This window comes from Paraburkholderia sp. FW306-02-B (assembly GCF_058782725.1).
On record NZ_JBYSXZ010000001.1, the window covers coordinates 1,058,448 to 1,071,152 of the forward strand.

The window sequence follows — 12,705 nt, forward strand, 5'->3', positions numbered from 1 at the left end:
TCCGTCAGGACTTGGCGTGAGCCGGCGTCGCGCCCGGCTGCAACAGCACGACCACCGCGCCCGCGCCGCCGTCGTGAGGGCGCGCCTGGCAGAACGCGATCACCTCGGCTTTCTGCACGAGCCACGCCCGCACTTTGCCCTTCAGCACAGGCTCTTTACCGATCGACCCCAGGCCCTTGCCGTGAATCACGCGCAAACAGCGCAAGCCGCGCTTCACCGATTCGCGAATGAACTCGGCCAGCGCCTCGCGCGCTTCTTCGCGCCGCATGCCATGCAGATCGATTTGCGCCTGCACGATCCAATCGCCGCGCCGCAGTTTTCGCACGACTTCCTGACTTACGCCGGGCCGGCAATAAGACAGCGTCTCGTCGGTTTCGAGCAGCACCTCGGGATCGAACTCATCGGAGATCGCCTCGTGCAGTACGGCTTCTTCATCGAGTCTGGTTTGAACCGGCACCGGCGACGGTGGATTGCGCGGCAGGGTAGCGCGCGGCGGCGCGGCTAACGGCGCCACTGCGCCGATCTCGCGGCGAAACAGGTTGGCATCCGCTGAGGCTTCGCGTTGGGCCGCCGCGGCTGCCGCGCGTTCGCGCTCGCGCCGTTGCGTATCGCCCTTCAACGCGTCGCGCAGCGCGCCGAGCCCGGCGAGACCCGCGGCCGGGTCGAGCTTCGGTTTGACCGCGGGCGCAACCGTCTCGGGCGCGGGCTTGGCAGCGGCACGTGGGCGTTTCGGTTCGCTCGGATGAGGCTGATTCTTCGGCATATCGGTAATACACGCAGAAAAGTAGATCGATCGCGCGACGCCGCACCGGCGTCGAACCGCGTTGCGGTGCATCGCGCTGTGCATCGTTCAGGCAGCAAGACACAAAGGACGCAAAAAAGGCCGCTGGCTTGTCAGCCGCGGCCCTCGATACAGCAAGCGGCCGGGCCACGCCCGCCGCCATTTTACCGTCGCGCTTATTGTTGCAGATGAGGTTGCGGATCAGCGCTCGGCTTCCGCGCTCATCACGTGCTCGCCAATCTCTTCGATGGTTTCCAGATAGCGTTGCGCGTCGAGCGCGGCCATACAACCGGTGCCCGCGCTGGTAATCGCCTGACGATAGACGTGATCCTGCACGTCGCCCGCGGCGAACACGCCCGGCACGCTGGTGGCCGTTGCAAAGCCGTTCAGACCGCCCTTGGTGATGATGTAGCCGTTCTTCATCTCCAGCTGGCCTGCGAAAATGTCCGTGTTCGGCTTGTGGCCGATCGCGACGAACAGGCCCTGCAACGCGATATCCGTGGTTTCGCCGGTTTGCGTGTGCTTGATGCGCAGGCCGGTCACGCCGGATTGATCGCCGGTCACTTCGTCGAGCGTGTGGTTCCACTTGATTTCGACGACGCCTTCTTTTTCCTTCGCGAGCAGACGGTCGATCAGGATCGGCTCGGCGCGGAACTTGTCGCGGCGATGGATCACGGTCACCTTTTTGGCGATGCCGGAAAGATAGAGGGCTTCCTCGACCGCGGTATTGCCGCCGCCGATCACGGCCACATGTTGTTGCTTGTAGAAGAAGCCGTCGCAGGTGGCGCAAGCCGACACGCCTTTGCCCATGAACGCTTCTTCGGACGGCAGGCCGAGATACTGTGCCGACGCGCCGGTCGAGATGATCAGCGAGTCGCAGGTGTATTCGCCCGAATCGCCGATCAGGCGGATCGGCTTCTCATCCAGCTTGGCCGTATGGATATGGTCGAAGATGACTTCGGTATTGAAGCGCTCGGCGTGCTCCAGAAAGCGCGTCATCAGTTCCGGGCCCTGCACGCCGTTGGCGTCGGCCGGCCAGTTTTCGACGTCGGTCGTGGTCATCAGCTGGCCGCCTTGGGCCAGACCCGTGATGAGCACCGGCGCAAGGTTGGCGCGCGCCGCGTAGACCGCAGCCGTATAGCCGGCGGGACCGGAACCGAGAATCAAAACCTTGGCGTGTTTCGTGGAAGATGCGGACATGATTGAAATCCTTATACGGCGCCCGGCTCGCCCTTGCGAGGCCGCGCGACTTGAGCTGAAACTGTAGATGGGTATCAGAGCGGCATTATAAAGGCCGGCACGCCGGCCTGCTCCATGAAGCTTTCTGATCGCCGCGATAGCCTTGGGGCATCCTTCAGACACACCTCAGGCACACCGGAAGGGTCTTCGCCCGGCTAATCGGCCAAGTTACCGTCATTTACAGCCTTGCATCGGACACTGCGTTTACAATAGGCCGGATCGAAGGACCCGGCAGCCGGGACCGGGCCGAAGCCGCGCTGGGCGCCGCTCCGGCCGCGAATTGGCCCCACACGCAACAGGATCAATGGCAAAAGCTCCCTATTCCGCGAGCGCGCAGGCATTGCCGCACCGCATGTCGCGCCTTTTCACCGAAATCCGCTGGATCTTGCAGGTGGCGCTCGGCGTGTTCCTGCTGATGGCGCTCGTCAGCTACAGCCGGCGCGACCCGAGCTGGACGCACGCCGCGCAGGTCGACCACATCGCCAACTGGGCGGGCCGCGTCGGCGCGTGGACCTCGGACATCCTGCTGCTGCTGTTCGGGCTGTCCGCTTACTGGTGGATCGTGCTGCTCGGCCGCCATATCTCCGCCAACTACCGCCGCATCACCCGCAACGAGGACCTTCAGGAAGACGCGCCGCGCGACGCCGGCTGGCTCGCGGACGCGTTCGCGTTCGTACTGGTGTTGCTCGCCTGCGACGGCATCGAAGCGCTGCGCATGTGGTCGCTGAAAGTGCAGTTGCCGCGCGCGCCGGGCGGCGTGATCGGCGAGGCGGTGGCGCGCGGGGTGTCGCATGCGCTGGGCTTCACGGGCGGCACCCTGGCGCTGCTGATCGTGCTGGGTATCGGTTTGTCGCTATATTTCCGTTTTTCGTGGCTGTCGGTGTCGGAAAAGGTCGGCGAATCGATCATTTCGGCGCTCACGTTCGCCAAGCTGCGCCGCGAAGCGGGCCGCGACCGTAAATTGGGCGAAGCCGCCGCGGTCAAGCGTGAAGGCAAGGTCGAAAAGGGCCGCGTGCGGATCGAGGAACACGAGCCGGTCATGATCGTGCCGCCGGTCGTCACGCCGGCCAAGTCGGAGCGCGTCGAGAAAGAACGGCAGGTGCCGCTGTTCACCGACCTGCCGGGCGACTCCACCTTGCCGCCGATCTCGCTGCTCGACGCGGCGCCGGCCGCCCAGGAAACCATTTCCGCCGACACGCTCGAATTCACCTCGCGGCTGATCGAGAAGAAGCTCAAGGACTTCGGCGTGGAAGTGAGCGTGGTCGCCGCGTATCCTGGTCCGGTCGTCACGCGTTATGAAATCGAGCCGGCTACGGGCGTGAAGGGCAGCCAGATCGTCGGTCTGGCGAAGGACCTGGCGCGCTCGCTCTCGCTGGTATCGATTCGCGTGGTCGAAACGATTCCGGGCAAGAATTTCATGGCGCTGGAGTTGCCGAACCAGCGCCGTCAGACCGTGAGCCTCTCGGAGATTCTCGGCTCGGCGGTGTACGCGGATGCCGCTTCGCCGCTGACCATGGGCCTCGGCAAAGACATCGGCGGCAAGCCGGTCTGCGCCGACCTCGCGAAGATGCCGCACTTGCTGGTGGCCGGTACGACCGGCTCGGGCAAGTCGGTGGGTATCAACGCAATGATCCTGTCGCTGCTCTACAAGGCGAGCGCCGACCAGGTCCGCATGATCCTGATCGATCCGAAGATGCTCGAAATGAGCGTCTACGAGGGCATTCCCCATCTGCTGTGTCCGGTGGTCACGGACATGCGCCAGGCCGGTCACGCGCTGAACTGGGCGGTGGCCGAAATGGAGCGCCGCTACAAGCTGATGAGCAAGCTGGGCGTGCGTAACCTCGCCGGTTACAACAACAAGATCGACGAAGCCGCCAGGCGTGATGAGAAGCTGCCGAATCCGTTCAGCCTGACGCCGGACGATCCGGAACCGCTGACGCGCCTGCCGAACATCGTCGTCGTGATCGATGAACTCGCCGACCTGATGATGGTGGTCGGCAAGAAGGTCGAAGAGCTGATCGCGCGGATCGCGCAGAAGGCGCGCGCGGCCGGCATCCATTTGATTCTGGCGACGCAGCGGCCGTCGGTCGACGTGATCACCGGCCTGATCAAGGCCAACGTGCCGACGCGGATGGCCTTCCAGGTGTCGTCGAAGATCGACTCGCGCACGATTCTCGACCAGCAAGGCGCGGAATCGCTGCTCGGCATGGGCGACATGCTGTATCTGCCGCCGGGCAGCGGCTTGCCGGTGCGCGTGCACGGCGCGTTCGTGTCGGACGAGGAAGTGCACCGCGTCGTCGATAAGCTCAAGGAGCAGGGCGAGCCGAACTATATCGAGGGCATCCTCGAAGGCGGCGTGACGGGCGAGGGCGATGAAGGCTCCGCCGGCGCCGGGGGAACCGGCTCAGGCGACGGCGAGTCGGACCCCTTATACGACCAGGCGGTCGACGTGGTGCTGAAGAACCGCCGCGCGTCGATCTCGCTGGTGCAGCGGCATCTGCGCATCGGCTATAACCGCGCCGCGCGTTTGCTCGAGCAGATGGAGAACTCGGGCGTGGTGTCGGCGATGTCGTCGAACGGCAACCGCGAGATTCTTGCGCCGGCGCGCGAAGCGGAATAAAGCCGGCGGAATGAACCCAGGCGGAATAAGCCTCGTTTAAGGCGCGTTGCTTAAGCTTGTTACTCAAGGGCTCGTGCTTCAGGCTCGCCGTCATGGCCGCCGCCGGCCACCGGATCGCCGGCCGCCGGTTCATCGGCCGCCGGCTCGCCAACGAATTCAATTCAGGGAGATAACTATATGCGGCAACTCGTGCAGAAAACCGCTCGACAAAGCGCTCATTCCACCTGCTTCGGCCAACTCGCCCGTACCATCGTACGTAGCGTCGGCAGTGTGGCGATCGGCGCGTCGATGCTGATGGCGTCGCAGGCATTTGCGAGCGGCACCGAGCAACTGAAGGCGTTCGTCGCGCAAGTCCACTCGGCCCGCGGTACCTTCGTGCAGCAGGAAGTGCGCGCGCCGAGCAAGGCGCAGCAGGGCGCAAGCGGTGCGAGCGGTGTGCTGTCGACGGGTGGCGGCAAAAGCGGCACCTCGAGCGGCACGTTCACGTTCGCGCGCCCGGGCAAGTTCATCTGGGCGTATGAGAAGCCGTATGCACAACTGCTGCAAGCAGACGGCGACAAGCTCTATGTATACGACAAGGACCTGAATCAGGTGACGGTGCGCAGCCTCGGCGGCGCGCTCGGCGCGAGTCCGGCGGCGATCCTGTTCGGCAGCAACGATCTCGAGAAGAACTTCACGCTGCACGACGCGGGCGTGAAGGCCGGCATCGACTGGCTCGAACTGACGCCGAAGGCGAAAGACACCCAGTTTCAGCGCGTCGGTATCGGCTTTAAGGACGGTAATCTCGAGGCGATGGAGTTGCACGACGTGTTCGGCAACGTGACGCTGCTGACGTTCTCGAACATTCAAAAGAACCCGCCGCTGCCGGCTGACGCATTCAAGTTCGTGGTGCCGAAGGGCGCGGATGTGATCAACGGGTAAGCCGCACATCTCACCACGCAATGGAAAAAAGCCGCGCATTCAATGCGCGGCTTTTTTATTAGCGGCGTGTGTGCCGTGCAGAACCGTTACTCATCCACTTCCAGAACCTGCATCGGATGCGCGGCCTTCATATCGTCGATAAACGCTTCGACGATATCCGTACGATGCTGCCGCGCCCGCGTGACCATATGAAACGCGACCCGGTAACGCATCAGCGCTGGATTCAAAGCGGCGAGCAGACCTTGTTCGACGAACGGCGCGGCGAAATGCCCCGGCAAATAGCCGAGGTGATGCCCCGACAGCACCAGCATCGCGACCGCTTCCATGTTGTCGGCGACGGCGGTCACGTTCCGCGGCGTAGTCGAGCTTTCGGCTTCGGGCAACGGGTAACTGCGCCACGCCCATTCATGTTGCGCGGCTTCGGCGGGCGGCACCTCGCCCGCCTGCGCGAACAAAGGATGCCCTTTCGCGCAATACGCGAATTGATCTTCGGCGAACACTTCCGTGTATTCGAGCGACGGCACGCGATGCCAGAAATAGCCGATGCCGATCTGAATCCGGCCATTGAGCAGCAGTTCTTCCAGTTCGCCCGGCGAGCGCACCAGAATCGAAAACCGCACCGATTGATCGCGCGCGCGAAACCGGCCGATCGCGTCGCTGATGCGCGCGCTTGCCGATACGGGTGTATGACCGATCATGCCGATATCGAGCGTGCCGACCAGCTTGCGGCCGACATTGCGCGCCTGCATGCCGAAGGTATCGACAGCGGACAACAGTGCGCGGGCCGCGTCGATGAACTGCTCGCCGCGCGCGCTCAGGCTGAAGCCGCAGCGGCCGCGTTCGCACAGCCGGTAGCCGAGGCGCGTTTCCAGCGTGGCGAGTTGCGTGCTGATGGTCGACTGGCCGACGTTGAGCGTCGCCTGGGCCGGCGAGACGCCGCCGGCGTCGACGATGGCAAGGAATACGCGGATCAGGCGCAGGTCGAGATCGGTGAGTTGGGAGAACATACGGCAGGATACATCGTCGGGGATCGATGTTAAGTTTATTCTGTTTGTATTTTAACTTGGACAAAACTGCTCAAGAATCGAGATTCGCCCGGCAAGGTGCGCTTTTTTATTGATCCCATCGGCCGGTTGCACGTATTTGCTGACTGTCCCTTTTCATTGCCGAGCCACGATGAATACTTCTTCTTTCATTTCCCCAGAAGCCGGTGAACGGCCGCAGCCGCTGTCCGGCAACGCGATGCCCCGCTGCGGCGGCATCGCGACGATGATGCGGCTGCCGAACGTCGGCTCGGCCGAAGGGTTCGACGCCTGTTTCGTCGGCGTGCCGTTCGATCTCGGCACCTCGAACCGCACCGGCGCGCGCTTCGGGCCGCGCCAGATCCGCAGCGAATCCGTGCTGCTGCGCCCGTACAACATGGCGACCCGCGCCGCGCCGTTCGATTCGCTGCGCGTGGCCGATCTCGGCGACGTCGCGATCAATCCGTACAACCTGCACGATTCGATCAGGCGCATCGAAACCGCGTACGACGAAATTCTCCAGCACGGCTGCAAGCCGATCACGCTGGGCGGCGACCATACGATTGCGCTGCCGATCCTGCGCGCGATTCATCGCAAGCACGGCAAGGTCGGCCTGATTCACGTCGACGCGCACGCCGACGTCAACGACACGATGATGGGCGAGAAGATCGCGCACGGCACGCCGTTTCGCCGCGCGGTCGAAGAGGGTTTGCTGGATTGCGACCGCGTCGTGCAAATCGGTCTGCGCGGCACCGGTTACGCTGCGGAAGATTTCGACTGGTGCCGCGATCAGGGCTTCGAGGTGGTGCAGGCCGAGGCGTGCTGGAACCAGTCGCTCGTGCCGTTGATGGCGCGCGTGCGCGAACGGATGGGCGACGCTCCGGTGTACATCACCTTCGATATCGACGGCATCGATCCGGCTTTCGCGCCGGGTACGGGCACGCCGGAAATCGCGGGCTTGACGGTGCCGCAGGCGCTGGAAATCATTCGCGGCTCGCATGGGCTGAACATCGTCGGCTGCGACCTGGTCGAGGTGGCGCCGCCGTACGATCCGTTCGGCACGACCGCGTTGCTCGGTGCGAATCTCGCGTTCGAATTGTTGTGCGTGTTGCCGGGTGTCGAGTATCGGGCGTCCAAGCGTTGAACTGACGCGCCTGGTCACGCGTGAGAAGAAAAGGCCTGCATTTGCGGGCCTTTTTTGTTTGGTGCAGCGATTTCAGCGCTTACGCGTACGCCGTTTTCCGGGCCGATACGAACGCCAGATAACACACCGCGCCGATCGCCAGCGCCGGCAACGTCGCACCGAGATTCGGCAGCCATTGATTGATTACCTGATACGCGGCGATTCCGATCGCCCACGCGATGAACGCGCTCAGATGCCAGCCGCCCGAGTAGCCGTAACGGCCACGCAGATCGGCGAGCACCGCGGCCTCGATACGACGCTTGCGCACGATGAAGTGATCCACCAGCACCACACCGAACAACGGCGCGAACACCGAGCCGATCAGCAGCAGGAAGTTCTGATACTTCGCCATCGGCACCAGCAGCGCGATCGCTGTGCACAACGCACCGAACGCCGCGGACAATAACGGCACGCTGCCGGGCGTCCAGAATGTGCCGGTCGAAACCGCGGCCGAGTGGATATCGGCGAACGCGTTGTCGACTTCGTCGATCAGGACCAGCAGCAGCGCCAAGCCACCGCCCGCTTGCGCAAGTGCGCCCGTAAGCAGCGCATCGCCGCCGCCCGCCGCGAGGCCGTAGATTGCGCCGAGCGCGTAAAACCAGATGTTGGCGATGCCATAGCCGAGCAGCGTGCCGCGGAAAGTTTCGCCGGGGCGTCGGCCGAAGCGCGTGTAGTCGGCGATCAGCGGCAGCCACGACAGCGGCATCGCGACCACCAGATCGATCGCGCCGCCGAACGACATCTCGCCGGTGCCCGGCCGGCGCATCAGCGCGGCCAGATCGTGCCTGGCCAGCAGATTCCACGAGAGCCACGCGGCGCCCGCCAGCAAGAGCCAGATGCCCCACGTGCGCAGAAAGCGCCGCACGAACGACAGCGGGCCGCTGATCGCCAGCAGCGTCGCGAGGAAACCGAAGACTATCGTCCAGATCAGCGGCATCGAGAAACCGAATGCCTGGCTGGCGAGCGCGTCGGCAGAATCGCGCATCACGATGACTTCGAACGAGCCCCAGCCGACCAGTTGCACCGCGTTCAGCACGGCCGGCACCGATGCGCCGCGCACGCCGAGCGTCGGCCGTAGCGACGACATCGCCGCGAGCCCCGTGTCCGTGCCGATCACGCCGACCAGCGCCAGCAACACGACACCGATCGCACTGCCGATCACGATCGCCAGCAACGCATGCGGCAGCGACAGGCCCGGCACCAGCAGCGCGCCCGCTTGCGCGACCAGCAGGCCGATGCCGAGCGAAAACCAGAGCGCGAACGCGTCGCCGGTGCGGAATGCGCGACGCGCGTCGGGCACCGGCGTGAGCGGTGCGTAGGTGGAACCGGCGTCGCCGGCGAGTGGATCTTGTGCCATCTAATGTTGTCCCTTGTTGGTGTTGCTCAACGTGTCGCCGATTTTTTGCTCAAGCCTTGCTGCCTGAATTTGTACGACACGCTGCGTGGCCGTCGCTCGGGCGCCGTCACTGTCATAATGCAGGACGTTGCCCGCACACCCGCGTGCCGGCACGGCTCACCCGGCAGCCCGCCGCCTTCATACGGACCGCGTCCGGAAAAGCCGAGATTATCCCCAAAACGTCATGTTTGAAGAAACCCGTGCCAATGTTCCGCTCGCCGAACGCCTGCGGCCCCGCAATATCGACGAAGTGATCGGCCAGACGCACCTGCTCGGTCCGAACAAGCCGTTGCGGGTCGCCTTCGAATCCGGCGAAGCCCATTCGATGATCCTCTGGGGCCCGCCCGGCGTCGGCAAGACCACGCTCGCGCGGCTGATGGCCGACGCCTTTCATGCCGAGTTCATCGCGTTGTCGGCGGTGCTCTCGGGCGTGAAGGATATCCGCGAGGCCGTCGAGACCGCGCAGATCCATCGCGCGAACGGGCATCAGACGCTGGTGTTCGTCGACGAAGTGCATCGCTTCAACAAGAGCCAGCAAGATGCATTCTTGCCGCACGTCGAGTCGGGGCTGTTCGTGTTCGTCGGCGCGACGACCGAGAATCCGTCGTTCGAAGTGAATAGCGCGTTGCTCTCGCGAGCCGCCGTCTACGTGCTGAAAAGCCTCACCGACGAAGAGCAGCGCGAATTGCTCGACCGCGCGCAGAAAGAACTCGGCGGCCTCACGTTCACCGATGAAGCGCGCGACGCACTGATCGGTTCCGCCGACGGCGACGGCCGCAAGCTGCTGAACAACCTCGAAATCGTCGCGCGCGCGGCTGCGCAGCAAAAGAGCACCGAGATCGACGGCGCCTTGCTCGGTAGCGCGCTCGCCGAGAATCTGCGCCGCTTCGACAAAGGCGGCGACGCATTCTACGATCAGATCAGCGCGCTGCATAAATCGGTGCGCGGCAGCAGCCCTGACGGCGCGCTGTACTGGTTCTGCCGGATGCTCGACGGCGGCGCGGACCCGCGTTATCTCGCGCGACGCATCGTGCGAATGGCGTGGGAAGACGTGGGCCTTGCCGACCCGCGCGCGGCCCGTATCGCGCTCGACGCGGCAGAAACTTACGAGCGCCTGGGCACGCCGGAAGGCGAACTGGCGCTGGCGCAGGCGATCATCTACCTCGCGGTCGCGCCGAAGTCGAATGCCGGATACAACGCGTACAACGAGGCGCGGCGGTTCGTGAGCAAAGACCAGTCGCGCGGTGTGCCAGTGCATCTGCGTAATGCGCCGACCAAGCTGATGAAGGAACTCGGCTACGGTCACGAATATCGCTACGCGCACGACGAACCCGATGCGTATGCGGCCGGTGAAACTTATTTGCCGGACAACATGCGCGATCCACATTGGTACGAGCCGACGCCGCGCGGGCTCGAAGGCAAGATCGGCGACAAGATGGCGCGCCTCGCCGACCTGGATGCGCAGTGGCGCAGCGAGAACAAGCCTAAAAAGGGCTGAGCGAGGGGTGAGTGTTTGCGCGGCGCGTTCCATGGCCGCAGCGGCATTCTGCACGCCTTGACTATCTAACGCACCGGCCGCGCGCGCCGGTGCGCTAAAATCCCACCTTCATACAACGAACACCCGCCCCATCCAATGCTCGACATCCAGCTGCTGCGCAAAGACCTCGACGGCGTCGCGAAGCGCCTCGCCGACCGCGGCTATACCCTCGACGTGGCGGCGTTCACCGCGCTCGAAGCGGAACGCCGCGACACCCAGACCCGTACCGAAGAGATGCAGGCGCGCCGCAACAGCCTGTCGAAGCAGATCGGCGCGATGAAAGGGCGGGGCGAGGACACCTCGGCAGTGATGGCCGACGTGGGCGGCATCGGCGACGAGATGAAGGCGTCGGCGGCCAGGCTGGACGATATCCAGAAGCGTCTGTCCGACCTGCTGCTCGGCGTGCCGAATCTGCCGCACGAAAGCGTGCCGGCGGGCAAGGACGAGGCCGACAACGTCGAAGTGCGCCGCTGGGGCACGCCGCGTCAGTTCGACTTCGAGGTGAAGGATCATGTCGACGTCGGCACGCCGCTGGGCCTCGACTTCGAGACCGGCGCGAAGCTCTCGGGCGCGCGCTTCACGATGCTGCGCGGACAGATTGCGCGGCTGCATCGCGCGCTCGCGCAGTTCATGATCGACACGCATACGCAGCAGCACGGCTACACCGAAATTTACACGCCGTACATCGTGAATCCGGAGATTCTGTACGGCACCGGCCAACTACCGAAATTCGCCGACGACATGTTCCGAGTCGAGAAGGGTGGTGGCGAGAATACGGTCACGCAGTATCTGATTTCGACGTCGGAAATTTCGCTGACGAACACGGTGCGCGACAGCATCGTCGAAGGAAACGCGCTGCCGATCAAGCTGACCGCGCATTCGCCGTGTTTCCGCTCGGAAGCGGGCTCGTACGGGCGCGACACGCGCGGCATGATCCGTCAGCACCAGTTCGACAAGGTCGAGATGGTGCAGATCGTCGCGCCGGAAACGTCGTATGACGCGCTGGAGCAGATGGTCGGCCACGCGGAGACGATCTTGCAGAAGCTGGAGTTGCCGTACCGCGTGATTACGCTGTGCACGGGCGACATGGGTTTCTCGGCGACGAAGACCTATGACCTCGAGGTGTGGTTGCCGGCGCAGAACACGTATCGCGAGATTTCGAGCTGCTCGAATACGGAGTCGTTCCAGGCGCGCCGGATGCAAGCGCGTTATCGCAATGCGCAAGGCAAGCCGGAGCTGGTGCATACGCTGAACGGCTCGGGTCTGGCTGTTGGTCGGACGCTGGTGGCCGTGCTGGAGAACTTCCAGAATGCGGATGGCTCGGTGACGGTGCCGGCGGTGCTGCGGCCTTATCTGGGTGGCGTGGAACGGCTGGAAGTGGCGGCGGCTTGATGCTGTCGCCGCAGCGGTTCGATTGATGGGCTTCTTTGAAGATTTTTTGTCAGAGGGGCTTGGAAAGCGAATTCAACTGTTCTATAATCTTTCTCTCCCAAGCAACGACCCGCTTGGATCTGACGAAACAGCCTCGTTGCTGTGAGTTGGAAGACCCGGAAAGGTGGCAGAGTGGTCGAATGCGCTGGACTCGAAATCCAGTGTACCTTTAGGGGTACCGTGAGTTCGAATCTCACCCTTTCCGCCAAATTTAAAAACCCCCGCAGAACGGAAGTTCTGCGGGGGTTTTTGCTTTTGTGGCTCACAAGTCAACTATCGAATCGATCGCAAGTCGAACCGCGCACTTGTAGCTCGTGATAAGCGTGTTTCGCCGTCCCCGGTTTGGATCATGGGGTATCGAATGCTCTTGTCAGAACCCGTTCGCCTTTGCGGGGCCGCATTTAGTCAGGATTATCCGGTATTCATCTCAGAAGATGGTGGTGGTGACAGTTATCTAAGGTAATTCCGGGTAGCGCTGCATACCAAAATATTAGCCGTCATTTTAATGCTCTTTGCATATCCAGGTTGTGCGGATGTCGACTATTGCCGGTTTAGCCGCTTTCATTCTCTCAGAG

General features: G+C 63.5%; 9 protein-coding genes and 1 tRNA gene. 6 read left to right on the forward strand and 4 right to left on the reverse strand.

Annotated elements, in window-relative coordinates:
• Positions 1-4 precede the first annotated feature (4 nt).
• Together AC3WOG_RS04730 and trxB are read right to left on the reverse strand one after the other, a co-directional pair.
• The gene (locus AC3WOG_RS04730) at positions 5-763 is read right to left on the reverse strand and encodes a Smr/MutS family protein (protein ID WP_492576907.1); all 759 of its coding nucleotides are present in this window, start codon (positions 761-763) and stop codon (positions 5-7) included.
• A gap of 219 nt (positions 764-982) precedes the next feature.
• The gene (gene trxB, locus AC3WOG_RS04735; protein ID WP_492576908.1) at positions 983-1,981 is read right to left on the reverse strand and encodes a thioredoxin-disulfide reductase; all 999 of its coding nucleotides are present in this window, start codon (positions 1,979-1,981) and stop codon (positions 983-985) included.
• A 343-nt stretch (positions 1,982-2,324) separates the two neighbouring features.
• Between trxB and AC3WOG_RS04740 the strand changes: the two genes are divergently transcribed.
• Positions 2,325-4,640: a DNA translocase FtsK gene (locus AC3WOG_RS04740; protein ID WP_492576909.1), complete on the forward strand. Its 2,316-nt coding sequence runs from the start codon at positions 2,325-2,327 to the stop codon at positions 4,638-4,640.
• 177 nt (positions 4,641-4,817) lie between these two features.
• The gene (lolA, locus tag AC3WOG_RS04745; protein ID WP_492576910.1) at positions 4,818-5,561 is read left to right on the forward strand and encodes an outer membrane lipoprotein chaperone LolA; all 744 of its coding nucleotides are present in this window, start codon (positions 4,818-4,820) and stop codon (positions 5,559-5,561) included.
• A gap of 86 nt (positions 5,562-5,647) precedes the next feature.
• Here lolA and AC3WOG_RS04750 read toward each other — a convergent pair whose 3' ends face one another.
• The gene (locus AC3WOG_RS04750) at positions 5,648-6,568 is read right to left on the reverse strand and encodes a LysR family transcriptional regulator (protein WP_492576911.1); all 921 of its coding nucleotides are present in this window, start codon (positions 6,566-6,568) and stop codon (positions 5,648-5,650) included.
• Positions 6,569-6,737: 169 nt separating this feature from the next.
• Between AC3WOG_RS04750 and speB the strand changes: the two genes are divergently transcribed.
• The gene (gene speB, locus AC3WOG_RS04755) at positions 6,738-7,727 is read left to right on the forward strand and encodes an agmatinase (RefSeq protein WP_492576912.1); all 990 of its coding nucleotides are present in this window, start codon (positions 6,738-6,740) and stop codon (positions 7,725-7,727) included.
• Positions 7,728-7,806: 79 nt separating this feature from the next.
• Here speB and cytX read toward each other — a convergent pair whose 3' ends face one another.
• Complete coding sequence (gene cytX, locus AC3WOG_RS04760; RefSeq protein WP_492576913.1) at positions 7,807-9,123, reverse strand: putative hydroxymethylpyrimidine transporter CytX; 1,317 nt, start codon at positions 9,121-9,123, stop codon at positions 7,807-7,809.
• A gap of 223 nt (positions 9,124-9,346) precedes the next feature.
• Between cytX and AC3WOG_RS04765 the strand changes: the two genes are divergently transcribed.
• The 3 genes from AC3WOG_RS04765 to AC3WOG_RS04775 all read left to right on the forward strand — a co-directional run bounded on the left by AC3WOG_RS04765 (position 9,347) and on the right by AC3WOG_RS04775 (position 12,338).
• Entirely contained in the window at positions 9,347-10,660 is a 1,314-nt protein-coding gene (locus AC3WOG_RS04765) for a replication-associated recombination protein A (RefSeq protein ID WP_492576914.1), read from the forward strand.
• A gap of 135 nt (positions 10,661-10,795) precedes the next feature.
• Positions 10,796-12,091, forward strand: coding sequence for a serine--tRNA ligase (gene serS, locus AC3WOG_RS04770; protein WP_492576915.1), 1,296 nt, complete (start codon positions 10,796-10,798; stop codon positions 12,089-12,091).
• 157 nt (positions 12,092-12,248) lie between these two features.
• A tRNA-Ser gene (locus AC3WOG_RS04775) sits at positions 12,249-12,338 on the forward strand.
• The last annotated feature ends 367 nt before the right edge of the window (positions 12,339-12,705 follow it).

Excerpts from the sequence above, each read along its gene's own strand:
- AC3WOG_RS04730 (WP_492576907.1), bottom strand. The coding sequence starts at position 763 with ATGCCGAAGAATCAGCCTCATCCGAGCGAACCGAAACGCCCACGTGCC.
- trxB (WP_492576908.1), bottom strand. The coding sequence starts at position 1,981 with ATGTCCGCATCTTCCACGAAACACGCCAAGGTTTTGATTCTCGGTTCC.
- AC3WOG_RS04740 (WP_492576909.1), top strand. The coding sequence starts at position 2,325 with ATGGCAAAAGCTCCCTATTCCGCGAGCGCGCAGGCATTGCCGCACCGC.
- lolA (WP_492576910.1), top strand. The coding sequence starts at position 4,818 with ATGCGGCAACTCGTGCAGAAAACCGCTCGACAAAGCGCTCATTCCACC.
- AC3WOG_RS04750 (WP_492576911.1), bottom strand. The coding sequence starts at position 6,568 with ATGTTCTCCCAACTCACCGATCTCGACCTGCGCCTGATCCGCGTATTC.
- speB (WP_492576912.1), top strand. The coding sequence starts at position 6,738 with ATGAATACTTCTTCTTTCATTTCCCCAGAAGCCGGTGAACGGCCGCAG.
- cytX (WP_492576913.1), bottom strand. The coding sequence starts at position 9,123 with ATGGCACAAGATCCACTCGCCGGCGACGCCGGTTCCACCTACGCACCG.
- AC3WOG_RS04765 (WP_492576914.1), top strand. The coding sequence starts at position 9,347 with ATGTTTGAAGAAACCCGTGCCAATGTTCCGCTCGCCGAACGCCTGCGG.
- serS (WP_492576915.1), top strand. The coding sequence starts at position 10,796 with ATGCTCGACATCCAGCTGCTGCGCAAAGACCTCGACGGCGTCGCGAAG.